The following is a 25724-nucleotide window of genomic DNA, read 5'->3' as shown; positions in this document are numbered from 1 at the left end:
TCGGTAGGGTGCAAAAAAGAGGGCCGCTCGCGCGGCCCTCCCTTTCCTTTGGTTTGCGACGACCGAACGTCAGTTCGGCGGCGGAAGCGCCGGTGCGAAGGAATACGGGCACGGCTTGGAACGGATCACCGTGGCGGCGTTGTTGAGGTTCACCAGCCAGGTGTTCAGTTGCGTCTGCACGGCCCGGTTCGGATCGCCGACCGGGGTGAGGCCATCGATGCCCAGTGCGTCGTTCGCATCGGTCTGCAACTGCGCGATCGTGGCGCCGGCGGGGGCATAGAAGTTGGTGTTGACCATGTAGCCCGCTTCGATGTTGAGCCGCAGGATCGCCAGGTTGCGCGACAGCGAGTACGCCATGTTGGTCGTGCTCGTGCTGTTCAACCACGTCGTCAGGTTGGTCCAGTTGTCGGCCTGCGGCAGCGCGGTGTTGAGCGTGAAGTCCGCCCCCGCGGCCGTCTTGAGGTTCAGCGCGTTGAGCACGTTGAACTCGGGGTTCATCGAACCACCGTCGTTGACCTTGGTCTGGCCGCTCGTGGTGACCCACCAGCTCTTCGCCTTGCCGCCGCTCTTGCACGTGCAGTAGTTGCCGAAGATGACTTCGGTCGTGTCGCCCACCACGAGGGTGAGGCCCGTGACCGGGTTTTCCGGCGAGCTTGCCGTCGGCACGCCATTGACCATCGACGTCGTCTGCGACCACGTGCCGCCCGCGGTGCCTTCGGTCACCATGTACGGGTTGTCGGCGGTGTCCAGGCCCAGGAAGTTGGTCAGGCCATCCGGCGATTCGGTGAGCTGCGTGGCATCGAAGCCGTTGCCGCTCTGCGCGCGCATCGCCCAGCCGAACAGCGGCTGCTCGTCCGAATCCCACACGCCGTTGCCGTTGAAGTCGTAGAACTTGTAGACGGTGAGGTCGGCCAGTTCCGGTTCGACGGCGGGCTGCTTGACGTGGAAGTTGTCCGTCTTCGTGTCGCTCGGGCGGAACGTGTTGCCGTTGGCGATGTAATCGGACTTGCGGGTGATCCAGGCCTTGTAGACGCCGCCGTTGTTGGGCGTGTCGTCGAAGGGCGCCATCTGCACGCGCACGCCGCCGCAATCGCCGGCGACGGTGACGTGGTCGGTGGCCGACGTGATGACGCCCGCCACCACGGTGAACTCGCGGTGGCTGATGTCGTCGCTGCTCAGGAGCACGGTGCCGGAAGGATTGGTGATCTGGTAGACGTACGTGCCGTCGTCCACCCCGGCGGCGGCACAATTGCTCTTCGGTCCACCATTGAGATAGACGTCGGCCTTGCTTTCGTACTGGTTGACGTTGACGTTGCCTGCTACATCGGAAGTGAAGATCGCACCGTGGATGGCGGCGGCGGAAACGACGCCGCCGGACAGGGCCGCGACGAGCGCGACGGCGAGGGTAGCCGCGCGCAGGCGCGTGGCGGGGGTGGGAGTCGAGTACATGCGTTGTATCCCCTGTGGGAAGGTCGGAGGGACGACTTCCGCTTCATCCGCGCCCTGATCGCGGACTACCGCATGGGATTGAAGTCGCCACTCAGCCAACGCCGACGCGTCCGCGTGCAGGACACGCGACATTCGTGAATGCGTGACACCGCATGAATGTTTCAGCCGGCCAACTCTGCAGTACGCACATGCATCGCACTGAGATGCCGCAGCAGGCGCGACAGCGACACCACGTCCTGGTGGTTGTGCGCGAGCACGCGCCGCAGGTTCTGCGCGCTGCCGCCGCGCAGGAACGCCAACCACGCCGCGGGCGCTTCGGAACCGGGCAGGTCGTCCTCGCGCACGATGCGCAGCACCTGGCGTTCGATGGTGGCCAGGCGGCAGTTTTCGTACACGCCGCGATACGCACGGCGCGTCGGATACAGCAGGTCGACGTGCGCCAGTCCCGCGAGCGGATTGGTCTGCCGCGCCAGGCGATAGCGCGTGGCGAGCAGCGGCGCGTCGTAGCACTTGCCGTTGTAGCTGACCAGCAGCGTGTCGGGTGCTACCCACGTGCGGAAGGCATCGAGCATGGCCTGCTCGGCGGCCATCGTGCGCATCGTGAGCTGGCGGATGCGCAGCGCGCCGCCGTGCCAGTCCGCCGCGCCGATCATGAAGGCGCGCGTGCCGGTGCCACCGGCCAGGCCCGTGGTTTCGGTGTCGAAGAACAGCATGCGCGAGGCATCGAGCGCGTCCTTGCGATCGAAGACGCCGCAGAACGTGGCAGGCACCGCGTCGTCGGCCACCTGCACTTCGCGCAGGTGCAGGCCCGGTGCGATTTCGATGCCGGGCAACGCGCGATCGGTCGAGGGTGGACACAGCGGCGGCGACGGCGCGCGGATGCGCAGCAGTTGCCGCAGTTGTTCGATCGACGCCTGCGCGGGCCGCGGCGCGAACGTGGGCCGCGCGGGCGGGGCGGGAAGTGGTGCCGGTTCGCGTGGTGCGATCTCGCCACCGGCCTGGCGCTTGAGTCGCTGGAGTTTCTCGAGGGTGATGCTCACGCGGCCTCCAGGGCCTGCAGCACGCGCAACGCGAGCGCGCGCGGCGAATCGACGAGGGATTCCTGCAGTTCGAGCACCGGGCCCACGCACGCGGGGCAACCCGCCTTGCAGTCGCAACCTTCGACGAGCGTGCGCGCGTGCTGCACGAGGTCGCGCTGGCGGCGCCACAAGGGTTCGCTCTGGCCCACGCCGCCGGGATAGTTGTCGTAGAGGAACACCGTGGGCACGAAGCGATCGTGCACCTCGGGATCGGATTCGCCGCCGTCGGCGCTGCGCAGTTGCCCGCGCCCGCGGCCGTCGGTGGTGGCGAACCACGCGCCATCGCCGCTGCCCACCGCCTTCTGCAGGTCGGCCGCGTCCGCCATCACGGCCACCTTGGCGACCACGTGCAACGCATGCGCCGCACCGAGGAACCCATCCAGCGCGTCCTGCCGCGACGCGAACCGCGCATCCAGCGTCTCCTGCGCCAGCTGCCACCACAGCGCACTCGTGTGCATCTCGTGGTCGGGCAGCGTGACCGGGCCGTAGCCGATGTTCTCGTGCGTGTAGTAGCGGATCTTCTTGTAGCCCGCCACGCGCCGCACGACGTGCACTTCGCCGTGGTGGCACGTGCCCGCGCCCGCGATGCCGCCATCGAAGCGTTCGAGCACCTTGAGCTTGGTGTAGTCGATGGCGTCGGTGTAGTAGTCGACGTGCGTGCGCGTGACGTAGGCCTTGCGGCCTTCCCAGTCCAGGCGTTCCACCTGGTAAGGCGTGGACTGCACCATGTGGATCGCGCCTTCGTAGAGCATCAGGGGCGCGGACGCGTAGTCGACTTCCGCGATGATCACCTGGCGCCCGTCGGTGCGATCCACCACCACGAAGTTGCCGTCGGCCACCGAGCGGAGGCTCACCGCGTTGGCCGGATAACTGTCGGCGATCCATTCCCAGCGGCCGCCTTCGGCGTGCACCACGCCGTCCTGCGCGAGAAGCTCCAGGTACACCTGCGGATCGACGGGGCCGAAGCGTTCGTTCTCGAGGAACGGCAGTTCGAACGCGGCGCAGCGGATGTGGTCGAGCAGGATCACCGGCTGGTCCGGCGCGATGCGCGCCTGTTCGGGCGACGCCGCCGAGAAGAATTCCGGATGGCGCACGACGTACTGGTCGAGCGGATCGGAGCTGGCGACCAGCACGCCGACCGACGCCTGCTGCCGGCGCCCGGCGCGGCCGAAGCGCTGCCACGTCGCGGCGACCGAGCCCGGATAGCCGTTGAGCACCACGACGTCCAGGCTGCCGATGTCGACGCCCAGTTCCAGCGCGGACGTCGACACGATGCCGTCGATGCGGCCTTCGCGCATCGCGCGTTCCGCTTCGCGCCGCTCGGTGGGCAGGTAGCCGCCGCGATACGCGCGGATGCGCGCGGGCTTGCGGGGATCGTGGTCGAAGACATCCTTCAGGTACTTGGTGAGCACCTCGACCATCGTGCGCGACTGCGCGAACACCAGCGTCTTCAATCCCGACCGGATCGCCGTGCGCGCGATCTTGTTGCTCTGCGAGCGCGCGGAGGCGCGCAGGCCGAGGTCCGGATTGACCACGGGCGGATTCCACAGCAGCACGTGCTTCTCGCCGGAGGGCGCGCCGGAATCGGTGATCGCGGTGACGTCGGCTTCGAGCAGCGCTTCGGCGTGGTCCTGCGGGTTGCCGATGGTCGCCGAGCACAGGATGAAGGTGGGCGAGGCGCCATAGAACGCGCACACGCGCTTCAACCGCCGCAGCACGTTGGCCAGGTGCGAGCCGAACACGCCGCGATAGCTGTGGATCTCGTCGATCACCACGTACTGCAGGCCTTCGAAGAACTGCGCCCACTTGGTGTGGTGCGGCAGGATCCCCTGGTGGAGCATGTCCGGGTTGCTGACCACGATGTCGCCGTTGAGGCGGATGGCCTGGCGCTGGTCGCCGGGCGTGTCGCCGTCGAAGGTGGCCGTGCGCAGGCCGAGGTCGCCGGCGCGATTGAGTTCGATCAGCTCCGCCACCTGGTCCTGCGCGAGCGCCTTGGTCGGGAACAGGTACAGCGCCTTGGCCTGCTGCGTCATCGCCGCCGCCACGACCGGCAGCGTGTAGCACAGGCTCTTGCCCGACGCGGTGGGCGTGGCGACGACGATGTGCTCGCCGCGTTGCGTGGCGTCCCATGCGGCGCGCTGGTGCGCGTAGAGCTGCGACAGGCCGCGGGCGCGCAGGGCGGTCGCGAGTTTTTCCGGCAGCGCGTCCGGGAAGTCCGCGTAACGTCCTTCGCGCGCCGGCATCACGAAGTGCCCGGTGATCAGTGCCGCGTGCTTGCCGGCCAGGCGCGTGGCGAGCAGGCCGCCGTCGCGGATGCGCGGTGCGGGCGGGGCGGGGGGATCGAACAGCGTGAGCGCGGACATCGGCGGTCTCCTTGCGACGGCCGCCATTGGGGGCCATGCAGGTCTCACGCGATGAGATCGCAACACGGGATGCCGTAAGCTCGGGCCATCATCGATTCGAGGTACGCGCGCATGAGTTGGGTCGGCATCCTGCTGGTGATCGTCTGCATCTGGCTCGCCTTCAAGGTGGTCGGCGTGCTGTTCAAGGTCGTGCTGTGGGGCCTGGTGCTGGTCGGGATCTACTGGCTGCTCGCGCCGTTCCTCGGCATGCCGCGGCCGTTCTGACCAAGGACCCTCGCGCCATGCGCGCGCTGCGTTTCGACAATCGTTTCCTCCGCGAACTGCCCGGCGACCCGGACCTGGGCCCGGGCATCCGCCAGGTCGCGGCCGCGTGGTCGCGCGTGCGGCCCACGCCGGTGGCGGCGCCGCGGCTGATCGCGCATTCGGCGGAAATGGCGGCGACGCTCGGCATCGGCGACGCCGAAATCGCGTCGCCGGAATTCGCGCAGGTCTTCGGCGGCAATGCGTTGTTGCCCGGGATGGATCCGTTCGCCGCGAACTATGGCGGCCACCAGTTCGGCCAGTGGGCCGGGCAACTGGGCGACGGGCGCGCGATTTCCCTAGGCGAAACCGTGGGCGCCGATGGGCGTCGCTGGGAACTGCAACTGAAAGGCGCCGGCCCCACGCCGTATTCGCGCAGCGCCGATGGCCGCGCGGTGCTGCGTTCGTCGATTCGCGAATTCCTCTGCAGCGAAGCGATGCACCACCTCGGCGTGCCCACCACGCGCGCGCTGAGTTTGGTGTCGACCGGCGACGCGGTCGTGCGCGACATGTTCTACGACGGACACCCGCAGGCCGAGCCCGGCGCGATCGTGTGCCGCGTCAGCCCGTCGTTCATCCGCTTCGGCAATTTCGAACTCCCGTACTCGCGCGGCGACATCGACGGCCTGCGCGCGCTCGCCGATTTCTGCATCGCCCGCGACTTCCCCGGACTCGCGGGGCAGGGCGAAGCGCTCTACGGCGACTGGTTCGCCACCGTGTGCGAGCGCACGGCGGTGCTGATGGCGCACTGGATGCGCGTGGGCTTCGTGCACGGCGTGATGAACACCGACAACCTGTCGATCCTGGGGCTGACGATCGATTACGGCCCGTACGGCTGGATCGATGATTTCGATCCCGACTGGACGCCCAACACCACCGACGCCGGCGGCAAGCGCTACCGCTTCGGCTGGCAACCGAAGATCGCCTACTGGAACCTCACGCGCCTGGCGCATGCGCTGTCGCCGCTGTTCGGCGACGTGGCGGCGTTGAATGCAGGCCTGCAGCGCTTCATGGATCGCTTCGTCGAAGCCGATCGCGCCAACGTGGCCGGGAAGCTCGGGCTGCGGGACGCGCGCGATGCGGACGTTGAATCCATGCAAACGCTGCTCGCGCTGCTGCAGCTCGGCGAAGTGGACATGACGTTGTGGTTCCGTGCGCTGTCGCGCTTCGATCCCGAGGCGGAGATCGCGGCGCAGGTCGAAGGTGCGTTGTTCGCCGAAGCCTTCTACGACCCGGACAAGCGCACGCAGACCGCGCCGGGTTTCGTCGAATGGCTGACCCTGCATGCCGCGCGCCTGCGTGAAGATGCGCGCCCGGCCGCCGAGCGTCGCGCCGCGATGGACGCCGTCAATCCGAAGTTCGTGATGCGCAATTACCTCGCGCAGCAGGTCATCGATCGGGCCGGGCAGGGCGACGAAGCCGGCATCGCGGAACTCCTCGACGTCATGCGCCGCCCCTACGACGAGCAGCCCGGCCGGGAAGAATTCGCGCGACGCCGCCCCGATTGGGCCCGCGACAAGGCCGGTTGCTCGATGCTCAGCTGCAGCAGCTGACAGATCTTCTCCCTCCCGTGCGACAGCAGGGGGAGGGCCGGGGAGGGGGTAACCCCGTAGAATGCCGGGATGCCTTTGATCACCCTCCAGGGCGTCGACTACTCCGTCGGCGGTCCCCTCCTGCTCGACGACGTCGCCCTGTCCATCGAACCCGGCGAACGCATCGCCCTCATCGGCCGCAACGGCGCGGGCAAGTCCACGCTGCTCAAGCTGCTGTCCGGCGACCTGCGGCCCGACGACGGCGAGGTGCGCCTGGAAAACGGCCGCCGCGTCGCGCGCCTGGAACAGGAAGTGCCCGCCAGTGCGCAGGGCACGGTGTTCGATGTGGTCGCCGCCGGGCTCGGCGAAGCCGGTGCGTTGCTCGCGGAATACCACCACATCGCGCACGCCGAGCACGTCGACATGGACGCGCTCTCGCGGATCCAGGCGAAGGTGGAAGCCGCGCATGCCTGGTCGCTCGATCGCAAGGTGGAGGAAATCCTCGACCGCCTGCAGCTCGACGGCGAGGTCGTGTTCGCGCGCCTGTCCGGCGGCATGAAGCGCCGCGTGCTGCTCGCGCGCGCGCTGGTGTCGGGCCCCGACCTGCTGCTGCTCGACGAACCCACCAACCACCTCGACATCGAATCGATCGACTGGCTCGAACAGTTCCTGCAGAACTGGAACGGCGCCCTGGTGTTCGTCACGCACGACCGGCGCTTCCTGCGCGCGCTGGCCACGCGCATCGTCGAGATCGACCGCGGCGGCCTCACCAGCTGGCCCGGCGACTACGACAACTACCAGCGCCGCCGCGAGGAACGCGCCAACGCCGAAGCGCAGGAGAACGCGCGCTTCGACAAGCTGCTGGCGCAGGAAGAAACGTGGATCCGCCAGGGCATCAAGGCGCGCCGCACGCGCGACGAAGGTCGCGTGCGCCGGCTGGAGGCCATGCGCAACGAACGCGCCGCGCGCCGCGACGCCACCGGCAAGGTCCGCATGGAAGCTTCGCAGGGCGAGGCGTCCGGCAAGAAGGTGATCGAAGCGAAGGACGTGACGTTCGCGTACGGCGAACGCACCCTCGTGCGTGATCTTTCCACCACGATCTTCCGCGGCGACCGCGTGGGCCTGATCGGCCCCAACGGCAGCGGCAAGACCACGCTGCTCAAACTCCTGCTCGGCGAACTCACCCCGCAGGCCGGTATCGTCAAGCCCGGCACCGGCTTGCAGATCGCGTACTTCGACCAGCAACGCGCCACCTTGCGCGAAGACTGGACCGCGATGGAAAACGTGTCGGAAGGCCAGGACTTCGTGGAAGTGGGCGGCAAGCGCAAGCACGTGCTCGGCTACCTGCAGGAATTCCTGTTCACGCCCGAACGCGCGCGCGCCCCGATCACGCGCCTGTCCGGCGGCGAACGCAACCGCCTGCTGCTCGCGCGCCTGTTTGCGCAGCCGTCCAACCTGCTGGTGATGGACGAACCCACCAACGACCTCGACGTCGAAACGCTCGAACTGCTGGAAGAACTGCTCGGCGATTACGCCGGCACGCTGCTGCTGGTGAGCCATGACCGCGACTTCCTCGACCGCGTGGTGACGTCCACGCTGGTGATGGAAGGCGACGGCAAGGTCGGCGAATACGTCGGCGGTTACACCGACTGGCTGCGCCAGCGGCCCGCGCCGGCGAGTGCCAACCTTGCGTCGCGGCTCGTGCGCGATACGCCGAACTCGGAACGCGTCGCCGCACCGCCGCCGACGCCCGCACCCGCCGCCAAACGCCGTCTGAGCTTCAAGGAACAGAAGGAACTCGAGCAGCTGCCGGCGCGGATCGAAACGCTGGAAGCCAAAGTGGCCGCGCTCACCGACGCGATGAACGCGCCAACGTTCTTCCAGCGCGACAGCACCGCGATCGTGGCGCACAACGCGGACCTGGCGAAGGCGCAGGCGGAACTCGACACCGCGTACGCGCGCTGGGCGGAGCTCGACGCCGGCTGATCAGTGGTCCTGCGAGGCCGCCGCGTCGATCTCGTCGAACACCGATTCGGGCAGCGCCAGGAACGACCAGAACGGCACGTCGCTCTTGCCCCAGTCCTGCGCGCATTCCTCCAGGATCTCCAGCAGCGTGTCGAAGTCTTCGCCTTCGTCCTGCTGCAGGTCGCCGGCGTTCTCGAACAGCAGCGTGTAGCCCGTGCCCGGCATCCACGACAGGTCGCGCAGCGCATCGGACAACGCATCCCAGTTGCGGCCGTAGGTGCGCGGGAAGTCCAGCGCGGTCGCGATGCGCATCAGGATCGCCTGCTTCTCGCCGCCGGACAGGTCGATGCGGCGCACGTGCAGGCCCGCATCGCGCGCGGCGACGCCGAGCGTGTCGAGGTCATCGGCGGTGACGAAATAGACGCCCGCGTTCTCGGCGTCCGACAGCCCCAGTTCCCAACCCGATTCGCTCATCGTGCGCGCGCTCCATCGAACGCGCGGAACGACGCGTAGTGATCGTCGGTGTAGTACCAGGCTTCGACCGGCTGTCCGCCGGTGATGATGCGCCGCGTGCCGCGGTTGCCGGCGCCCGGCGTTTCCACGGTGTACTCGTGGTAGTAGCCGCGCGGTTTCGGAGGCAGCAGGCGTTCGCGGTTGCCGAACACCTGGCCGTCCTGCCGGTGCGGGAACGGGCCGCCGCGCGCGATCAGTTGCAGGGTGTGCAGCGCTTCGGGCGGCAGGTCGAGCGCGGGGGCGGATCGGGGCGCGGTGTCGACTGCGGCGCTGTCCGCGACCGCCACGCCGCCGGTGGCGGGGGCCGATTGTGCGGGCGGGACTTCGTGCGGCGCCGGCGACTGCACGGTGCGCGGCCAGAACAGCCACGCCGCGAACAGGATCGCGGCCGCCACCCAGATCCAGGGATTGCGCAGGTGTCGGCGCATGTCGCCTTCCAGTGGGGACCGGGCGCACGATACTCCTTCCGAGGATCATCGGTCGTCACGATGCGCCACCTGTTCTTCGCCCTCGCACCGGATGCGGCGCTGCGCGACGCGATCGCCAACGACGCCGCGCGCCTCCACCTGGCGTGGGGCGGCCGCGCGACGAAGCCCGCGAAACTGCACATGACGTTGCGCTTCCTGCAGGGCTTCACGGATCCGCTGCCGGACGATGTCGTCGCGGCGGCGCGCGCGGCGGGCGATGCGATCGCAAGCGTGCCGTTTGCATTCGAACTCGATCGCGCGGACCGCTTCGGCCGTCGCATCGGCTGGCTCGGCTGTGCGGTGACGCCGCGGCCCTTGCAGGCGTTGCACGACGCGCTCACGGAATCGTGCCGCGCGCATGCCGTGCCGATGCGCGAGGAGGAGCGCTTCGTGCCGCACGTGACGATCCTGCGCGATCCGAAACGCGCGGTGCCGTCGGCCATTGCGCCGTTGCGCTGGCAGGTGGACGGATTCGTGCTGATGGCGAGTGCGGAAGGGGCGTACGAGGTGTTGGGGCGCTGGGCGTTGCGGGCGTGAGGCGATCCCCGCAGGATGTGCGCCGGAGGACCCCATGACCACCGACCCCCGCATCGACGCCTACATCGCCGCCCAGGCCGACTTCGCGCGGCCCATCCTCGAACGCGTGCGCGCCATCGTCCACGAGGCGTGCCCGGATGTGGAGGAAACGATGAAGTGGAGCATGCCGACGTTCGTGTACGGCGGCGGCATCCTGTGCGGGATGGCGGCGTTCAAGCAGCACGCGTCGTTCGGGTACTGGAAGCACGCGCTCGTGGTGGGCGAGGGCGCGCCGCGCGATGGCATGGGCAGTTACGGGAAAATGACGTCGCTCAAGGACCTGCCGCCGAAGAAGACATTGCTGGCGCACATCAAGCGTGCGATGCAACTCAACGTCGACAAGGTGAAGGCGCCGGCCGCGCGCAAGTCCGCGCCGAAGCCGCCGCCGCAGGCGCCGGAGGACCTGCTGGCCGCGCTCAAGAAGAACGCGAAGGCGCGCAAGACCTTCGAAAGCTTCCCGCCCGGCCAGCAACGGGAATACATCGGCTGGATCGAGGAAGCCAAGCGCGAAGAGACGCGGGCGAAGCGCTTGGCGCAGGCGGTCGCGTGGATGGCCGAAGGGAAAGTGCGGAACTGGAAGTACCTGGACTGCTGACGCGTCAGTCGAGGAAACGGCCGCACCCGCGGTACCGCTTCGCGCCGACTTCGAACGTCGCATCCACCGGGTAGCGCTCGTCGCTCATGCCGTCGCTGCACGCCTTGCGCTCCAGCACCAGGCGCATCGGTTGGCCTTGCGTCGAGGCGTACCCCAGCAAGCCCGACAACATCTGCACCTTCGCGTCGAACTTGTGTTCGCCGTAATCGAGTTCGGCATGCAGCATCGGCGTTTCGCCCTGGCCGACTTCGACGAGCCAGCCTGGTTCCGTCCCGATCGCGCGGAACGCGATGCCGCGCGCCTTCGCCTTGTCCCACACCGATCCGCTCGCGGGCTTCGCGTCGGCCTGCACGCAATCGGATTTCTTGCCGCCCGCGCGCGTCAGCGTGCCGCTGCTGCCCTTCGTCCAGAATTCGTTGCCGAGGTGGTCGTTGTAGCGCGCGCCGGACGCCGACACGGCTTGCGGCAACGACAACGCGCCATCCGGCAACGCGAGTTCCACGCGTCCGTTCGTCATGTCGAACACGGCTGCGAACGTCATGCCACCGCACGTCCACTGCGTGCGGTTGAGCTGCGCCGCCGGCTGCGGCGCATCGCCTGCGCTCGCCCGCACCATGCGGAACTCGACCACCTTCGTGTCGCCGATCGTCACCGGCACGCGCGTGCCGGTGACGAACAGCAAGCCGCCATCCGCACCGCGCAACGTCGCGCTCAAACCGTACTGCCCGTTCGGGCGGAGTTTTGCCGGATCGTATTGCAGCGCGAAATCGTACGGCGGGCCCGCGACATCCTCGAGCGTCGTCGTCGCGATCACGGCCTTCGGCGTGTCGGCGAGCTGGTTGTCGATCAGTTGCACGGTGAAATCCGCGCCCGGCGGGATCTTGATGCGTTCGAGGTAGGACGCGCGGCCGTGGATGAAATTCGATTCCGTGGGCATGGGCGTATCCGCAGGCGCCATCGGCGGCACTTCCTGCGGACAACCGGCGAGCGATGCGACGAGGACGGCAGCGAGGGCGGTGCGCACGGCGATCATGGCCAGGGTTTCCGTTCGACAGGCGGCGCCATCGTACGCCGCACGGCCGCCCGCGCGTTCTTCACGCAGGCCGCGTTGTCATGGACGGGCACCGCGACCCGGAGGCCCGCCATGATCCGCAAACTCGCCAACGGCCAGTACCGCCTGTACTCGCGCAAGGTCGATCCGAAGACCGGCAAGCGCCGCAACCTCGGCACGTTCGACAGCCGCGCCGCGGCGGAGAAGCACGAACGCGAGGTCCAGTACTTCAAGCGCCACTGAGCCTCAGGGCGCCGTGTCCAGGCGCAGCACCGGATACAGGTTGAAGCGCTCGTCCCACGACGAATGCCGCTTGGCGAAGAACGCCAGGCGCGCGTCGGGATCCTTCGCGAACGCGGGATCCTTCAATGCTTCGTCGAACGCCGCCTTGACCTTCGGGTCCTTCAGCATCTCGCGCGCCACGTCTTCGGCGACGTAGGACTCCATGTATTCCTTCTGCTCGAACGCTGTGTTGAATTCGCCCCATGCGGCGAGCGCGTCCGGTGCCTGCGGTTCCAGCAGCGCCATCACCAGGCGCGCCTTCGGCTGCGCGATCGGCACGAACAGCGCGCCGGCGGCGACGTCGCGCGTCTCGGGCTGCCACGCGCCTTCGACGGTGAGCATCTGGTGGCCTTCGTTGGAGCGCGGCGAGAACTGGGTCTTCGTCGCGCGGAACGCCTGCACGCCACGCTTCGGCAAGGCGTGGTCGACGACGGTGAACGCGATGCCGTGCACCTTCAGCTTCGCGCCCACCCACGCCGCGTGCGCCGCGGGCACGAGGTAACCGGCCTGCGGCGCGGTGGCCAGGTGCCCGGGCTGCACGTCGTCGCGCAGCGGGAGCTTCCAGATTTCCGGCCTGGTCTCGTCGTAGTGCGTCATCAGCGCGCCGGACACGTCCGACGGCGTGCGCGTGTACTTGTAGCCTCGATAGTCGATCGTGCGGACCTTGTCGGTGGCCGCGTAATCCAGCGGCACCGGCTGCCCGGCGAGCGAGCGCGCGTCCGCGGCGGCGGCGATGCGCAGCCAGTCCTGGCCGTGCGCGGCCACCTGGTCGACGACGGCGAGCACGGTGTCGTACGTGGTCTTCACGCGATGCTTGTAGTTCCGCCACGAATGCGTTTCGACCAGCATCCCGAAGCGGTTGCGCAACTGGAAGTAGCCGGTGGAGAACCGCGGCGGCGACACGCCGTCGACGAAGCCCGATGCGGGGTTGTCGCCTTCGACGAACGAGGGATAGAAGGGCAGGGGCAGGCCGCCGTGCTTTTCGACATCGGCGATCACGGCGTCGCGGAACGCGCGGCCCGCGGCTCGCAGGTCGGCATCGCCGGCATGCACGGGTTCGACCTGGATCGCGACGTCGTGTTCGAACTTCGCGCCGTCGGTGACGTGCAGGTCGATGTAGGCGATCGGATCCCACGCATCGACCAGCCGCAGCATCGCCTGCATCTCCGGCGCGTCGGCTTTCACGTAGTCGCGGTTGAGGTTGTAGTTCTGCGCGGTGGTGCGCCAGCCCATCTGCTCGGGGCCGCGCTGGTTGGGGCGGTTCCATGCGCCGAAGCGTTCGTGGCCGTCGACGTTGAACACCGGCACGAACACGAGCACCTGCTTGTCGAGCGCACCGGCCGAGGCCTTGCCCTGGAGCAGCGCGCGCAAGGCGCGGAAGCCTGCGTCCTTGCCGTCGATCTCGCCGGCGTGGATGCCGCCTTGCACCAGCAGCACGGGCAGGCCCTTTGCATGCGCGGCTTCGGGCGTGAGCGCGCCGGTGCGCGAGGCGATCAGCGCCTTCATCGGGCGGCCTTCGGGCGTGGTGCCGAAGTCGATGCAGCGGACCGCGTCCGGGTACGCCTGCGCGAAGGCGGCGCACAACTGGATTACTTCGTCGTAGCGGCCCGTGCGAACGTCGCCCGAGCGTTCGGCGACGGTCGTCAGGTCCGGCTTCGCGCCGAAGGCGGGCATGGCGCACGCGAGCGCGAGGCTGGCGGCGAGCAGGGCGAAGGTCGGTCGGGACATGAGGGCGCCATCGGCGAAAGGAGCCGCGATGGTAGCGGAGGGGTCGTGCATTCCCGCCGTGACCTTCGGCCTATTGCTGCCACCGGGGCGTCAGCAGGACGCGGATCGCATGCGATCATCGGCGCCCCCGACTGCGGAGTGCGTGGCGATGGAACCGGTCCTCTATTACAGCCCCGGCGCGGCCAGCCTGGTGGTGCATTGGCTCCTGCTGGAACTCGGCGCGCCGCACCGCCTGCACCTGGTCGACACCTCGACGGGCGCGCAGAAGGCGCCGGACTACCTCGCGCTCAATCCCAACGGCGTGGTGCCCACGCTGGTCCTCGACGGCGTGCCGCGCTTCGAAGCCGCCGCACTGCTGATGACGCTGGCCGACCGAGATCCGCAGCACCGCTTCGCGCCCGCCATCGATGATCCGCAACGCGCCGAATACCAGCAGTGGATGTTCCACCTGGCCAACGCGGTGCAGCCGCTGTTCCGCCAGTGGTGGTATCCGAATGAACCTGCCGGCGAAGCACTGGCCGAGACCGTGCGCGCCAACGTCGCACCGCGAATCGAAGCGTGCTGGGAGCGCCTGGACGCGCAACTGGCGAAGCAGGGCCCGTACCTGCTGGGCGATCGCTTGACCGCCGCGGATTTCTACCTCGCGATGCTGATGCGCTGGTCGCGGGGCATGCCGCGCCCGGCGACGCAGTGGCCGCACCTGGCGGCGTTCGCGCAAATGATGCGCGCGCGGCCGATGTTCGCCGAGCTGTACGCGCGCGAAGGGCTCACCGAATGGGCGAATGCGCCCGCTGCGCAGACGGCCTGACGCATGGGATCGATGCAGACGTGGATCCTGATCGCGCTGACGGTCGGCGTGTCGTGGGCGGCGTTCGAACGCCAGCGCCTGGCCGATCGCCTGGTGCTGTGGCCGCCGGCGGTGACGCGCAAGCACGAGTACGACCGCCTGGTGACGTACGGTTTCGTGCATGCCGACTGGCAGCACGTGCTGTTCAACATGTTCACGCTGTTCTTCTTCGGGCCGCTGGCCGAGCGCTACTACGCGCAGGCGATGGGGCCGCTGGGGTTCCCCATCTTCTACATCACGGCGCTGGTCGCCTCGGTGCTGCCCACGTACCTGCGGCATCGCAACGATGCGACCTATCGCACGCTGGGCGCATCGGGCGCGGTGGCGGCGGTGCTGTTCACCTACGTGCTGCTCAATCCGTGGGGGATCATCTACGTGTTCGTGATCCCGTGCCCGGCGGTGGTGTACGGCGTGCTGTTCCTGGGCTATTCGGCGTGGGCCGACCGCCAGGCGCACGGCAACATCAACCACAGCGCGCATTTCTGGGGCGCGGCGTACGGCATCGCGTTCGCGATCTTCGCCAACCCGGTCGTCGTGCAGGTCTTCCTCTCGCGCCTGGGCGCGCCGGGCGGGTGAGCGCTCACCCGCGCTGAATGTCCCGCGTGTTAATCGGACGGCTCACCTGGCCGAGTGTCGAGGAGTAGCGATGGCGACCGCGAAGAAGGCATCGAAGAAGACGGCGGCGAAGAAAGCCGCGAAAGCCGCGAAAAAGGCGACGAAGAAGACCTCCGCCAGGAAGGCGGTGAAGAAGGTCGCTGCGAAGCGCGGCGCCACCGCGAAGAAGGCCGCTTCGAAGAAGGTCGCGAAGAAGCGCGTCGCAAAGAAGGTCGCCACGAAGCAGGCCGGCGCCCGCAAGGCCGCCTCCAAGCGCACCGTCGCGAAGAAGGCTGCACCGAAGAAGCGCGCGCTGAAGAAAGTCGCCGCGAAGAAGTCCGCAGCGAAGAAGGTCGTCTCGAAGAAAGCCGTCGCGAAGAAAGCCGTCGCCAGGAAACCGGCAGCGAAGAAAGTCGCGAAGAAAGTCGTGACGCAACAAGCTGCGCCGAAGAAAGCCGCTGCGAAAACGATCGCTTCCGCGCCCGCCGTCGCGAAGAAACGCGCACCGCGCAAGTCCGCACCGAAGGGCCCGGCCTCCATCACGCCCGAACAGGCGCTCGAGAACACGCGCGCCTTGCTGGAAGCCAAGCAGGCGAAGGCGCGCGAAACCCCGCCGTGGCAGGACATCGGCCACGAACCGCACGTCCCGGCATCGGGCTTCCAGTCCGAGGAAGCGCGCGCGCAGGCCAACGCGCTGCATGAAGGCGAGGCGCGCCTGCAGGCCAACCACGGCAGCGTGAGCACCATCGATCGGCACGCGCAGGGCAAGCGGGACAGCCGTTCGTGAAGGACCTGGCGATCCGGCACGACGCGGGCGAAACGCAATTCACGGCCCGTGTCGATGGACAGGAGGCGGAGCTGGACTACCGCATCGAAGGCGGCGTCCTCACGATCCTCCACACCGGCGTGCCCCCGGCCATCGAAGGCCGGGGCATCGCCGCGGCGCTGGTGCAGGCCGCCTTCGACCACGCGCGGGCGCAGGGGCTGAAAGTCCGGACCGCCTGTGCGTATTCGCAGGCCTGGCTCGGGAAACACCCGGAGTACGAGGACCTGCGCGCGTAGAATGCGCGGCCCCCTGATCCCCACCGGCCCGGCATGCGCCTCAACAAGTACATCAGCGACACCGGCGCCTGCTCGCGCCGCGAAGCCGACCGCCTGATCGCCGAGGGCCGCGTGCAGGTCAACGGCATCCGCGCCCGCATCGGCGCGGAAGTGGGCGAGGGCGACACCGTGCTGCTGGACGACCAGCCGCTCAAGCCGCGCGTGGCAACGGCCCCCGGCAAGCGCCGCCACGTCTACATCGCGCTCAACAAGCCGGCCGGGATCACCTGCACCACCGAGGAAGGGGTGAAGGACAACATCATCGAGTTCATCGGGCACCAGGAGCGGATCTTCCCGATCGGCCGCCTGGACAAGGACTCGGAGGGGCTGATCCTGCTGACCAGCAACGGCGACATCGTCAACGAGATCCTGCGCGCCGAGAACAAGCTGGAGAAGGAATACCTGGTGGCCATCAACCACCCGGTCACCGACGAGTTCCTCCGGGGCATGGCCCGCGGCGTGCCGCTGCACGGGGAGACGACGCTGCCGTGCAAGACGCACAAGCTCGGCCGCGTGGGCTTCCGGATCATCCTGGTGCAGGGCCTCAACCGGCAGATCCGCCTGATGGCCGCGCACTTCGGGCACCGCGTGAAGACGCTGGTGCGCGTGAGGATCGGCACCGTTTCCCTCGGCCGCTTGAAGGTCGGGCAGTGGCGGAACCTGACCGACCTGGAGCTGCGGGGCCTGCTGCCGCACCGTTCGGAGTGGTGAGACCCCCTCGGCGACCCTCGCACGGGATGCCGCCGCGTATTCACACTTCCCGGGCAAAGTAGGGTAAGGTGCGCCCACTGTTCCAAGCGGGATCACGGTACATCGTGGCCCGATGCGGTAGATCAAGGCGTTGAGCCAGCGGTCCGCTACATCGTTCGCGTTACCCCTTGCTAGACAGTCGCGGATTTGCAGTGTCTGCATTCCGTGCATCAATCAATCTGTTTTCCAAGGAGTAATTCCATGTCCGATCGTCAGACGGGTACCGTCAAGTGGTTCAACGACGCCAAGGGCTTCGGCTTCATCACGCCGGAATCCGGCCCGGACCTCTTCGTGCACTTCCGCTCCATCCAGGGCACGGGCTTCAAGTCCCTGCAGGAAGGCCAGCGCGTGTCGTTCAAGGTCGTGCAGGGCCAGAAGGGCCTGCAGGCCGACGAAGTGCAGGCCATCTAAGGTCTGTCACCACGTTTCGACCGGCGCAGCAATGCGCCGGCCGACGAAAGAAACCCCGCCTCGGCGGGGTTTTTTTTTACCCGCATCGTTGCGATGGCGCGGATGTCTATTCAGGCCTCACAAGCCGGCGGATAATTTGCGCGCATCCCGAGCCAATGGATTGCCTCATGACGCGCCGTGTTTCCCTGCTTCTCCTGCCGGCCCTGCTGGCGGTGTCCGCGTGCCAGCGCCAGGCGCCCGCGCCGCAACCCGGCAAGCCCGCCGGCGCCGCCACGTCCGCGCAGCCTGCGTCCACCGCGAGCACGACGGGCCTGGCCGACGTCGTCGAGACGACGCCGCGCTATGTCATCGGCATCAGCTATCCGCCCGAAGCCGCGCAGTACCCGGGCCTGGCCGCCGCGCTGAAGCGATACGCCGAAGACTCGCGCAAGGACCTGATGGACGCAGTGGGCGGCCTCGGCAACGACACGCCCACCGCGCCGTACGAGTTGAGCGTGTCGTACACCACGCTGGCGAAGACGCCGGCGATCGTCGCCGTCGGCGCCGACGGGTACCTCTACACCGGCGGCGCGCATGCGATGCCGCTGATCGCGCGCTTCGTGTGGCTGCCGCAACGCAACGCGATGCTCACCGCCGACGCGCTGGTGCCGCAGGCCTCGGGCTGGCAGGCCATCTCCGACTTCGTGCGCGAACAACTGCACACCGCGTTGTCGCAGCGCATCGACGCCGACGACGTGCCCGCCGCCGAACGCGCGGACATGATCAAGAACGCGGGCCAGATGATCGACGAAGGCACCGCGCCCACCGCCGAATCGTTCTCGCAGTTCGAACCGGTCATGGGCAGCGACGGTCGCATCGCAGCATTGCGGTTCGTGTTCCCGCCCTACCAGGTGGGGCCGTACGCGGACGGCAAGCAGACGGTCGACGTGCCGGCCGACGCCCTGCTGCCGCACATCGCGCCGGCGTACCGGAGCCTGTTCCGCGGCGGCTGAGCCGCGGCCGTCCCAGGAGCCTTCGATGTCGGTGCATCCGTTCCGGCAACGCATCCTGCAATTGCTGCACGACGCCGACGTCCGCCCCGAAGGCGACCGCACCGGCGGCCGTGCGCCCTGGGATCCACGCGTCCACGACGAACATTTCTACAACCGCATCCTGGCGCAGGGTTCGCTGGGCCTGGGCGAGTCGTACATGGACGGGTGGTGGGACGTCGACGACCTCGATGGCATGCTGCTGCGCCTGCTCGGCCACGGCGCCGACCGCAAGGTGCACGGCCTCGGCGAGGTGTGGGACGCGTTGCGCGCACGCGTGTCGAACCTGCAGACCGAACACCGCGCGTTCGAAGTCGGCGAACGCCACTACGACCTCGGCAACGATCTTTACCGCGCGATGCTCGGGCAACGCCTGGTCTACAGCTGCGGCTACTGGCGCGAAGCCGACAACCTCGACGATGCGCAGGCGGCCAAGCTCGACCTGGTCTGCCGCAAGCTCGGCCTGCGCCCCGGCATGCGCGTGCTCGACATCGGCTGCGGGTGGGGCGAGGCGCTGAAGTTCGCCGCCGAGCGCTACGGCATCGCGGGCGTGGGCGTCACCGTCTCGCGCGAACAGGCCGAATACGCGCGCGACCTGTGCGCCGGCCTGCCGATCGACATCCGCCTGCAGGACTACCGCGAACTCGTGCGCGCCAACACCGGCGGCGGCTTCGATCGCATCTTCTCGCTGGGCATGTTCGAACACGTAGGCGTGCGCAACTACGCCACGTACTTCGACGTGGCGCGGCGGTGCTTCTCCGAGGACGCGCCCGACGGCGGGTTGTTCCTGCTGCACACGATCGGCGGCAACCTCTCCACCGCGATCACCGACCCGTGGATCGCGCGCTACATCTTCCCCAACTCGATGCTGCCTTCGCCGAAGCAGCTCACGACCGCGCTGGAAGGCCGCTTCGTGATCGAGGACTGGCACAACTTCGGCACCGACTACGACCGCACGCTGCAGGCCTGGCGCGCGAACGTGGAAGCCCACTGGCCCGACTTGCCCGAGCGCTACGACGAACGCTTCCGCCGGATGTGGCGCTTCTACCTGGCCGGCGCGATGGCGAGCTTCCGCGCGCGGCGGATCCAGTTGTGGCAGCTGGTGCTGTCGCCGAATGGCGTGGCCGGCGGTTACATCGCGCCGCGTTGAATCCAGCCATGGCCGACGACAATTTCCTGCAAGTCACACCCTTCATGCACGTGGCCGACCTCGAGGTCGCGGTGGCGTTCTTCGTCGACGTGCTCGGCTTCCACGTCCCGTTTCGCGTGTCGGACTACGCGTATGTCGAACGCGAGGGCTGCGGCGTGCGCATCTGGGAAGCGAGCGCCGGCAACGAATACGTGCCGGGCACGCGGCGCTTCCGCTACTACTTCGACGTGCGCGATGTCGATGCGCTCTACGCCGAGCTCAAGCCGGCGCTCGACACGTTGCCGCCGCGCGACGTGCACGGCCCGGCCGACAAGCCCTACGGCCAGCGCGAACTGCTGGTGCTCGGCCCCGATGGCGACCTGATCGCCTTCGGCCACGCGATCAAGCGGTCCTGAGCCCATGGACCTCGCCGCGCTCTCGCAACTGGCGCAGGTGCTCGGCGGCGTGGCGGTGGTCGTCGCGCTGGTGTTCGGGATCGTGCAGATCCGCCAGTTCCGCCGGCAGCGGCTGGATGCCGCGGCGCTGGAACTCATGCGCTCGTTGCAGGATCGCGAGTTCACGCATGCCTTCCGCCTGATCTACGCATTGCCCGACGACATCCCGGCCAACGAATTGCGCGCGCTCGGCGTCGACCACGAAGAAGCCGCGCTCGCGCTGGGCACGCGCTTCGAGACGATGGGCTTGCTGGTGTATCGCGACAGCGTGCCGCTCGAAGTGCTGGAGGAACTGATCGGCGGCGCGATCGTGATCCTGTGGCGCAAGTTGCGGCCGTGGGTGGAAGCCGGCCGCATCGAAGGCGGGCATCCGCTGTTGTTCGAATGGTTCCAGTGGCTGGCCGAACGCCTGGAAGCGCGCGGCCGGCCGACGCAGGCGCCGGCCTTCCTCAAGCATCGCGACTGGACGCCGAAGCGCTGACGCGCTCAGTGCAGCAACGCAGCGCCGCCCAGCAGCGCACCGGCCAGCAGCACCAGCACGACGATCTGCACCACCGCCGCGATGATCGAGATGGCCAACCCGCGCAGGTACGTGGTGCCGAGGATGCCGGCGAGGAAGAACGCGCCGATCAGCGCCGTGACCAGGCCGGACGCGATCTTGTCGTGGACGAACATGCTGACGCCCGCGCCCACCACCACCAGCAGCAGCACGGCCAGCACGCAGCGCCAGAAGCCCGTGTGCGTCGCGTGCACCAGGCGTGCGCCCACCATCACGGGCACGACCGTGACGCACGCGACGACCACCAGCCCGAGCAGGAATGCCAACATTCGCGGGTACTCCGAAGGGAATCGAATCAGTGCGCACCGCGCAGCGCGTACGCGAGGAACACGAGCACGGGCAACGCGAGCGAGAGGAACGCCGCGCCGATCAGCGCGCGCGTGGTGCCGCCGGGTTCGGGGTCGCCGCGCCTGGCCTGCTTGAACAGCAGCACCACCGCGCCGACCTGCAGCACCAGCGCGAGCGGATACAGCGCCATCGCCGCGACGAACATCGCGCCGGCGCCGCCCCAGCCCGCGCGCTGCGCCTCGTTGGCGACGAACAGGAACCACGTGCCGAAACTGGCGAGCGCCACCATCGGCAGGACGGAGGCACTGAGGAGGAAATCGGGCCAGAGGCGATCGCGCATGCGCGCAAGGTGCCCGCATCCGCGCCGCAGATCAAGGAAGGCGCGTCAGGTGCGCGGGTCGGCCTGCACGATCATGCGCGTGGCGGGTTGGCGGCCGAGGACCGGCTCGAGCCGCACGTCGATCCGGCTGCGCGCGTCCTGCCAGGTCCGGTGATCCTCGCCGCGGGCGTTCGCGAGTTCGAACCCGCGTGCGCGCATGGCCGCATCCAGTGCGCGTGCGGCGTCGGCGCGCGACATCGGGACGTAGTAGCTGTCGGCCAGGGGCGAACGCGTCAGGCGCAGCGAACCGCTCGGCGCCGGGAACGAATCGAGTACATCGAAGGCGGGTTGGGGCGCGAGCACGCGGACGCTGACCGTGAGGCTGCCGGTGCCGGCGTGCGCGCCACCAAGGGAGAACAGAAAGGCGGCGAGCGCCACCAGGATGGGCCTGTCCATGGCGTTGGATCGAGTCGGATGGTGCATGGGCGTCACCGTCAGGCAATCGCGTGCCGACAGGAATAGGCCGAAGGGCATGAAGCGAAAGTGCATGTCCGGAAGCGGGACGGAATCCGCGCTTGCAAGCTGAGCAGTTCAGGCTTGCACTTCGGGTTACGCTTGCGCGCAGGGGACGGGGAATGGCAACGACGTGACGCACGCAGGGCGGCTCATCCGCTATCGGCCGGAAATCGATGGACTGCGCGCGATCGCGGTGCTCGCGGTCGTGCTGTACCACGCGGGCCTGGGCGGCGCGGGGTTCGTGGGCGTCGATGTGTTCTTCGTGATCTCCGGCTACCTCATCACCGCGTTGCTGCTGCAGGAACACGCGAACACCGGCACGATCGACCTGCTCGCGTTCTACGCGCGGCGCGTGCGGCGCATCTTTCCCGCCGCGGCGGTGGTTGTCATCGCCACGTTGCTGGCGTCGGCCGTGCTGCTGTCGCCCGCGCAGGTGGCGGAGGTCGCGACGTCCGCGGGCGCCGCGCTGGTGTTCGTGTCGAACGTGTACTTCCACGTCAATTCCGGCGGTTACTTCGACGCGCCCGCCGAATCGCTGCCGCTGCTGCACCTGTGGTCGTTGTCGGTCGAGGAGCAGTTCTACCTGCTGTGGCCGACGCTGCTGTTGTTCACGCGCTCGCGCAAGGTGTTCGTCGTGCTGGCGCTGGCATCGCTGGCGCTCGCGGAAGGATGGATCGCGCAAGGGTCGGATGCGGCCTTTTACGAAACGCCGGCACGGTTCTGGGAACTGGCGGTGGGCGGGATCATCGCCGCGTCGCCCGCGCGCGCGTTGCCACGATGGAGTGCCACCGCCGGCGTGATCGTCACGCTGGCGGCGTGCGCATGGCCGATGCCGCATTTCCCCGGCGTGGGCGCCGTGCCCGCGGTGTTCGGTGCCGCATTGCTGATCGCTGCGCTGCATGGCGGCGCGACGCAGCGCGTCCTCGCAAGCCAGCCGATGGTGGGGGTCGGGCTCGTGTCGTACAGCCTGTACCTGTGGCACTGGCCGCTGCTCGCGTTGTATCGCGCCACGACGATCACGCAGACGATGCAGGTGAAGCTGCTGCTGTGCGGCGTCGCGTTGCTGCTCGCCATCGCCAGCTATCGCTACGTCGAACAGCCCGTCCGTCGGATGCGTTGGCCGAAGGGGCGCACGGTGGGCATCGGCGCCGCGGTGTCGTTCGCACTGGCGCTCACCGCGTGCGGTTACGCCTGGACCGTGCGGCCCGACCAGCGCTTCGTCGCACCCGACCGCCGCTGCCACGTACAGGGGTTGGAAGCGCCCGTGCCGAAATGCGCGCTGACGGAGGCCGTCGTGTGGGGCGATTCGATGGCGTATGCGTGGACGCCCGCGTTCCCCGAGGCTTCGTCCGCCACGCGCGACGCGTGCGCGCCGCTGCTCGACCATCCCGATGCGAAGTGCCGCGCGTTCAACGCACGCGTGCTGGCGGCGTTGCCGAAGGGCGCCACAGTGATCCTGGCCGCGCGCTGGCAGCCGGGCATGGCGCTCGCGCCCACGCTCGCGCGATTGCAAGGCCATCGCGTGCGCGTGCTCGGCCCGACTCCGCAGATGCGCAAGGACGTCCCCACGTGCATCGCGCAGCACATCGAAGCCGCGTGCGCGGTGCCGCGTGCGGAGTTCGATGCATTCGCGCAGCCGATCCTCGCGGCGATGCGGCAAGCGGCCGCGCCGTATCCGAACGTCGAGGTCGTCGATCTGACGGAGCGCTTCTGCACCGCGACGACGTGTCCGCCGGTGCGGGACGGGCAGCCGCTGTACTGGGACACGCACCATGTGAGCCGCGCGGCGGCGGAGGGGTTCTTGCGATGAGACTTCGCTGGCGCAACGCGCGTGTCGTGTCCTGCGGGCTGGTGGCGATCGCGCTGCTCGCGGTTGGTGCCTGGTGGCATCTACGCGAGAGGGCGACCGCCTTCGACCACGCCGCCTGGTCGACGGGCGACAGCGCCGGAGCAACGGTCCGCCTGCGCATGGCCGATGGTCTCGTCGCGTCGCACGCGTTGCAAGGGAAGTCGCGAAGCGAGGTGCGCGCGATGCTCGGCCCGCCGTCGACCGGCGGATATTTCCGGGGGCAGGGCGACGCGTACTGGCTGGGGCCGGAGCGCGGTTATGTTTCGATCGACAGCGAGTGGCTCGTCGTGCACTTCGACGCCAACGATCACGTCGACGCGGCCACGATCCGGCGCGACTGATCCGCTACAACGCCCGCCCGTCGTACGCATGCACCGGGATCGCGGACAGGTCGAGGCCCTCGATGCATCGCAAATTCACCGCGGCCACCTGGTTGCCTTGCGGATCCGCCGCTTCACCGAAGACGTGGATGCCGCAGGTGGGGCAGAAGCGGTGCTGGATGTGGTGCTTGTTGAACGTGTAGGTGGCGATCGCCGCTTCGGGCGTGCGCAGCACCAGCTTGTCGCGCGGCACGAACCACAGCAGGGACGCACGGCGCGCGCACATCGAGCAGTTGCAGGACAGCGCGCTTTCGATCTCGCCCTCCGCATCGAAGGCGACCTGGCCGCATTGGCAGCTTCCGGTGTACTGCATGGCGAAACTCCTTGGTGGTGCGTCAACGACTGATGCCGAACATCGACAGAGGAAAGAGGAGGACCGTGACCGGTTTGGGAAACGCGTATCCCGCGGCAGCAAAGCAAGCACTTGCGCCCAGGCCCCAGAGCAGCAATTCACGGATGCCCACGGGCCCTGCGCCGAGCATGCCCCGACCGAGCAGCCCGATCCAGAGCCCGCCAAAGCCTCCGACGAAGGCGCCAATCCATCGGTCCCGAAGCGTGACCGGTGCGCGCCACCACGTGCGGAACCGTTTGACGAACATGCGCGCCTCTCAATTCGGACAAAGGGTGCGGTAAATCGGAGGTGGGCGCAAACGCTGGATCTTCACGCGCGCGCGCCGGTCTTTCACGACTTCGTGCATCGAAGGAATCGGAGAATTCGGATAGCCTCCCGTCCAATCTCCCAGGGGAATTCGAACATGGGTGACGCGCCTTCCGTCCTGGCCCTGTCCCGCGCGCTGGCCGATTGCGCCAGCCTCGAAGAGGCCGCCGCCAAGGCGGCCGGCACCACGCGCACGTTGATCGGCGCCGACGGCGTGACCATCGTGATGCGGCGCGACAACCGCTGCTGCTACTTCGAGGAAGACGCGATCGGCGCGTTGTGGAAAGGCCAGGACTTCCCGCTGGGCGACTGCGTGTCCGGCTGGGCGATGACGCATCGGCAGCAGGTCGTCATCCCCGACATCCGCACCGATCCGCGCGTGCCGCTGCAGCTGTACATGGCAACCTTCGTGCGCAGCATGGCGATGACGCCGGTCGAGCGGAACGGCGAAGCCATCGGCGCGATCGGCGTGTACTGGTCGACGTACCACCACGCGACGGAAACGGAGTTGCTCGCCTTGCGCGCGATCGCCGAGAGCCTGGCGCCGTGTTTCCTCGCCGAACAGCCGTCGGTGTCGCTGGACTGAGTTACCTGCAGCAGCTGCGGTCCTGCTGCATCGGCGGGCATGGCACCGTGCCGTAGGAGCAATACACGCAGCAGTCGCCCGAGCGCGGTGCCAGGACCTTGCCGCACCCGGCGCAGTCGTAGAACCACTGGCACGCGTTGGTCGGCATCGTGTCCGTCTGCGAGTGGCCGCATTCGGGGCAGGTGATGCAGGATTGGAGGATGACGTCGGGCATTCGCGGAGCTTCGAGGTCGAGCCGTCCCGGAATACAGCACGCGGCCGCGCGTTTGCCAAGCGCGACGCCTTGGCCGACTTAACGACCGGCTGAGGTCCACCTCAGGGCGGATGAACACGGCGCGTCGCAACACTGGACAC

At 68.4% G+C, this 25724-nt stretch carries 31 protein-coding genes and 2 pseudogenes; 20 read left to right on the top strand and 13 right to left on the bottom strand.

Features of this window, described 5'->3' with window-relative positions; genetic code table 11:
• Positions 1-69 precede the first annotated feature (69 nt).
• From LYSCAS_RS15755 to LYSCAS_RS15745, 3 genes are all read right to left on the bottom strand, one after another.
• On the bottom strand, positions 70-1449 hold the full coding sequence (locus tag LYSCAS_RS15755; protein WP_213434987.1) for a hypothetical protein: 1380 nt from the start codon (positions 1447-1449) through the stop codon (positions 70-72).
• Positions 1450-1610: 161 nt separating this feature from the next.
• On the bottom strand, positions 1611-2489 hold the full coding sequence (locus LYSCAS_RS15750; RefSeq protein ID WP_213434986.1) for a ribonuclease H-like domain-containing protein: 879 nt from the start codon (positions 2487-2489) through the stop codon (positions 1611-1613).
• A complete protein-coding gene (locus LYSCAS_RS15745; protein ID WP_213434985.1) occupies positions 2486-4891 on the bottom strand; it encodes a DEAD/DEAH box helicase in 2406 nt (801 codons plus the stop codon). Before LYSCAS_RS15745 ends, LYSCAS_RS15750 begins: the two co-directional genes overlap by 4 nt.
• A 111-nt stretch (positions 4892-5002) precedes the next feature.
• On the opposite strand from LYSCAS_RS15745, the gene LYSCAS_RS15740 reads away from it, so the two are divergent.
• The 4 genes and pseudogenes from LYSCAS_RS15740 to LYSCAS_RS16205 form a co-directional block, all read left to right on the top strand.
• Positions 5003-5155, top strand: a complete 153-nt coding sequence (locus tag LYSCAS_RS15740) for a hypothetical protein (RefSeq protein ID WP_213434984.1) — start codon at positions 5003-5005, stop codon at positions 5153-5155.
• A 17-nt stretch (positions 5156-5172) separates the two neighbouring features.
• Positions 5173-6744 (top strand): protein adenylyltransferase SelO, encoded by a 1572-nt coding sequence (locus LYSCAS_RS15735; protein WP_213434983.1) that lies wholly within the window; start codon positions 5173-5175, stop codon positions 6742-6744.
• Between the two features lie 69 nt (positions 6745-6813).
• Positions 6814-8398, top strand: a pseudogene (locus tag LYSCAS_RS15730) (ATP-binding cassette domain-containing protein); the annotation flags it as partial.
• An 83-nt stretch (positions 8399-8481) separates the two neighbouring features.
• Positions 8482-8709: pseudogene (locus tag LYSCAS_RS16205) on the top strand (ABC transporter ATP-binding protein); the annotation flags it as partial.
• On the opposite strand, the gene LYSCAS_RS15725 reads toward LYSCAS_RS16205, so the two are convergent.
• Positions 8710-9162, bottom strand: a complete 453-nt coding sequence (locus tag LYSCAS_RS15725; protein ID WP_213434981.1) for a barstar family protein — start codon at positions 9160-9162, stop codon at positions 8710-8712.
• Entirely contained in the window at positions 9159-9617 is a 459-nt protein-coding gene (locus LYSCAS_RS15720; RefSeq protein ID WP_244858768.1) for a ribonuclease domain-containing protein, read from the bottom strand. The genes LYSCAS_RS15725 and LYSCAS_RS15720 overlap by 4 nt, the downstream gene beginning before the upstream one ends.
• A 72-nt stretch (positions 9618-9689) precedes the next feature.
• On the opposite strand from LYSCAS_RS15720, the gene thpR reads away from it, so the two are divergent.
• A complete protein-coding gene (gene thpR, locus LYSCAS_RS15715; protein ID WP_213434979.1) occupies positions 9690-10205 on the top strand; it encodes an RNA 2',3'-cyclic phosphodiesterase in 516 nt (171 codons plus the stop codon).
• 34 nt (positions 10206-10239) lie between these two features.
• Positions 10240-10839: a YdeI/OmpD-associated family protein gene (locus tag LYSCAS_RS15710; RefSeq protein ID WP_213434978.1), complete on the top strand. Its 600-nt coding sequence runs from the start codon at positions 10240-10242 to the stop codon at positions 10837-10839.
• A gap of 4 nt (positions 10840-10843) precedes the next feature.
• Here the strand turns inward: LYSCAS_RS15710 and LYSCAS_RS15705 are convergent, their stop codons facing one another.
• A complete protein-coding gene (locus LYSCAS_RS15705; protein ID WP_213434977.1) occupies positions 10844-11872 on the bottom strand; it encodes a YbaY family lipoprotein in 1029 nt (342 codons plus the stop codon).
• Positions 11873-11983: 111 nt separating this feature from the next.
• Here LYSCAS_RS15705 and LYSCAS_RS15700 point away from each other — a divergent pair, with 111 nt between their 5' ends.
• Positions 11984-12133, top strand: a complete 150-nt coding sequence (locus LYSCAS_RS15700; protein WP_213434976.1) for a hypothetical protein — start codon at positions 11984-11986, stop codon at positions 12131-12133.
• Between the two features lie 3 nt (positions 12134-12136).
• Here LYSCAS_RS15700 and LYSCAS_RS15695 read toward each other — a convergent pair whose 3' ends face one another.
• Complete coding sequence (locus LYSCAS_RS15695; protein WP_213434975.1) at positions 12137-13900, bottom strand: M14 family metallopeptidase; 1764 nt, start codon at positions 13898-13900, stop codon at positions 12137-12139.
• Positions 13901-14048: 148 nt separating this feature from the next.
• On the opposite strand from LYSCAS_RS15695, the gene LYSCAS_RS15690 reads away from it, so the two are divergent.
• From LYSCAS_RS15690 to LYSCAS_RS15645, 10 genes are all read left to right on the top strand, one after another.
• Complete coding sequence (locus LYSCAS_RS15690; protein WP_213434974.1) at positions 14049-14708, top strand: glutathione S-transferase family protein; 660 nt, start codon at positions 14049-14051, stop codon at positions 14706-14708.
• 12 nt (positions 14709-14720) lie between these two features.
• The gene (locus LYSCAS_RS15685; RefSeq protein WP_213434973.1) at positions 14721-15323 is read left to right on the top strand and encodes a rhomboid family intramembrane serine protease; all 603 of its coding nucleotides are present in this window, start codon (positions 14721-14723) and stop codon (positions 15321-15323) included.
• 70 nt (positions 15324-15393) lie between these two features.
• Positions 15394-16128, top strand: a complete 735-nt coding sequence (locus tag LYSCAS_RS15680) for a histone H1-like repetitive region-containing protein (protein ID WP_213434972.1) — start codon at positions 15394-15396, stop codon at positions 16126-16128.
• The gene (locus LYSCAS_RS15675; protein ID WP_244858583.1) at positions 16125-16403 is read left to right on the top strand and encodes a GNAT family N-acetyltransferase; all 279 of its coding nucleotides are present in this window, start codon (positions 16125-16127) and stop codon (positions 16401-16403) included. Before LYSCAS_RS15680 ends, LYSCAS_RS15675 begins: the two co-directional genes overlap by 4 nt.
• Positions 16404-16436: 33 nt before the next feature.
• Entirely contained in the window at positions 16437-17153 is a 717-nt protein-coding gene (locus tag LYSCAS_RS15670; protein ID WP_213434971.1) for a pseudouridine synthase, read from the top strand.
• Between the two features lie 240 nt (positions 17154-17393).
• Entirely contained in the window at positions 17394-17603 is a 210-nt protein-coding gene (locus LYSCAS_RS15665; protein WP_213434970.1) for a cold-shock protein, read from the top strand.
• Positions 17604-17770: 167 nt separating this feature from the next.
• A complete protein-coding gene (locus tag LYSCAS_RS15660; RefSeq protein WP_213434969.1) occupies positions 17771-18595 on the top strand; it encodes a DUF3298 and DUF4163 domain-containing protein in 825 nt (274 codons plus the stop codon).
• A 25-nt stretch (positions 18596-18620) separates the two neighbouring features.
• On the top strand, positions 18621-19781 hold the full coding sequence (gene cfa / locus LYSCAS_RS15655; protein ID WP_213434968.1) for a cyclopropane fatty acyl phospholipid synthase: 1161 nt from the start codon (positions 18621-18623) through the stop codon (positions 19779-19781).
• Between the two features lie 8 nt (positions 19782-19789).
• Positions 19790-20176, top strand: a complete 387-nt coding sequence (locus tag LYSCAS_RS15650) for a bleomycin resistance protein (protein WP_213434967.1) — start codon at positions 19790-19792, stop codon at positions 20174-20176.
• A gap of 4 nt (positions 20177-20180) precedes the next feature.
• Positions 20181-20696, top strand: a complete 516-nt coding sequence (locus LYSCAS_RS15645) for a DUF4760 domain-containing protein (protein WP_213434966.1) — start codon at positions 20181-20183, stop codon at positions 20694-20696.
• Positions 20697-20701: 5 nt separating this feature from the next.
• On the opposite strand, the gene LYSCAS_RS15640 is transcribed toward LYSCAS_RS15645, so the two are convergent.
• The 3 genes from LYSCAS_RS15640 to LYSCAS_RS15630 are packed head-to-tail and all read right to left on the bottom strand — an operon-like array spanning position 20702 to position 21837.
• Positions 20702-21043 (bottom strand): hypothetical protein, encoded by a 342-nt coding sequence (locus LYSCAS_RS15640; protein ID WP_213434965.1) that lies wholly within the window; start codon positions 21041-21043, stop codon positions 20702-20704.
• Positions 21044-21069: 26 nt separating this feature from the next.
• Positions 21070-21402: a hypothetical protein gene (locus tag LYSCAS_RS15635; RefSeq protein WP_213434964.1), complete on the bottom strand. Its 333-nt coding sequence runs from the start codon at positions 21400-21402 to the stop codon at positions 21070-21072.
• A gap of 45 nt (positions 21403-21447) precedes the next feature.
• Positions 21448-21837: a hypothetical protein gene (locus LYSCAS_RS15630; protein ID WP_213434963.1), complete on the bottom strand. Its 390-nt coding sequence runs from the start codon at positions 21835-21837 to the stop codon at positions 21448-21450.
• Positions 21838-22027: 190 nt separating this feature from the next.
• Between LYSCAS_RS15630 and LYSCAS_RS15625 the strand changes: the two genes are divergently transcribed.
• Positions 22028-23707, top strand: coding sequence for an acyltransferase family protein (locus tag LYSCAS_RS15625; protein ID WP_213434962.1), 1680 nt, complete (start codon positions 22028-22030; stop codon positions 23705-23707).
• A gap of 41 nt (positions 23708-23748) precedes the next feature.
• The gene (gene bamE / locus LYSCAS_RS15620) at positions 23749-24087 is read left to right on the top strand and encodes an outer membrane protein assembly factor BamE domain-containing protein (protein WP_213434961.1); all 339 of its coding nucleotides are present in this window, start codon (positions 23749-23751) and stop codon (positions 24085-24087) included.
• Between the two features lie 4 nt (positions 24088-24091).
• Here the strand turns inward: bamE and LYSCAS_RS15615 are convergent, their stop codons facing one another.
• Together LYSCAS_RS15615 and LYSCAS_RS15610 are read right to left on the bottom strand one after the other, a co-directional pair.
• Positions 24092-24439, bottom strand: coding sequence for a GFA family protein (locus tag LYSCAS_RS15615; protein WP_213434960.1), 348 nt, complete (start codon positions 24437-24439; stop codon positions 24092-24094).
• A 22-nt stretch (positions 24440-24461) separates the two neighbouring features.
• Positions 24462-24725: a hypothetical protein gene (locus tag LYSCAS_RS15610; protein ID WP_213434959.1), complete on the bottom strand. Its 264-nt coding sequence runs from the start codon at positions 24723-24725 to the stop codon at positions 24462-24464.
• Between the two features lie 156 nt (positions 24726-24881).
• On the opposite strand from LYSCAS_RS15610, the gene LYSCAS_RS15605 reads away from it, so the two are divergent.
• Positions 24882-25370: a GAF domain-containing protein gene (locus LYSCAS_RS15605; protein ID WP_213434958.1), complete on the top strand. Its 489-nt coding sequence runs from the start codon at positions 24882-24884 to the stop codon at positions 25368-25370.
• Position 25371: 1 nt separating this feature from the next.
• Here LYSCAS_RS15605 and LYSCAS_RS15600 read toward each other — a convergent pair whose 3' ends face one another.
• Positions 25372-25584: a GDCCVxC domain-containing (seleno)protein gene (locus LYSCAS_RS15600; protein WP_213434957.1), complete on the bottom strand. Its 213-nt coding sequence runs from the start codon at positions 25582-25584 to the stop codon at positions 25372-25374.
• Positions 25585-25724 lie beyond the last annotated feature (140 nt).

It is taken from the genome of Noviluteimonas caseinilytica (assembly GCF_018406605.1).
GTDB lineage: Bacteria > Pseudomonadota > Gammaproteobacteria > Xanthomonadales > Xanthomonadaceae > Noviluteimonas > Noviluteimonas caseinilytica.
The sequence above is the reverse complement of the archived record's forward strand: the minus strand, read 5'-3'. Positions and strand labels throughout refer to the sequence as shown.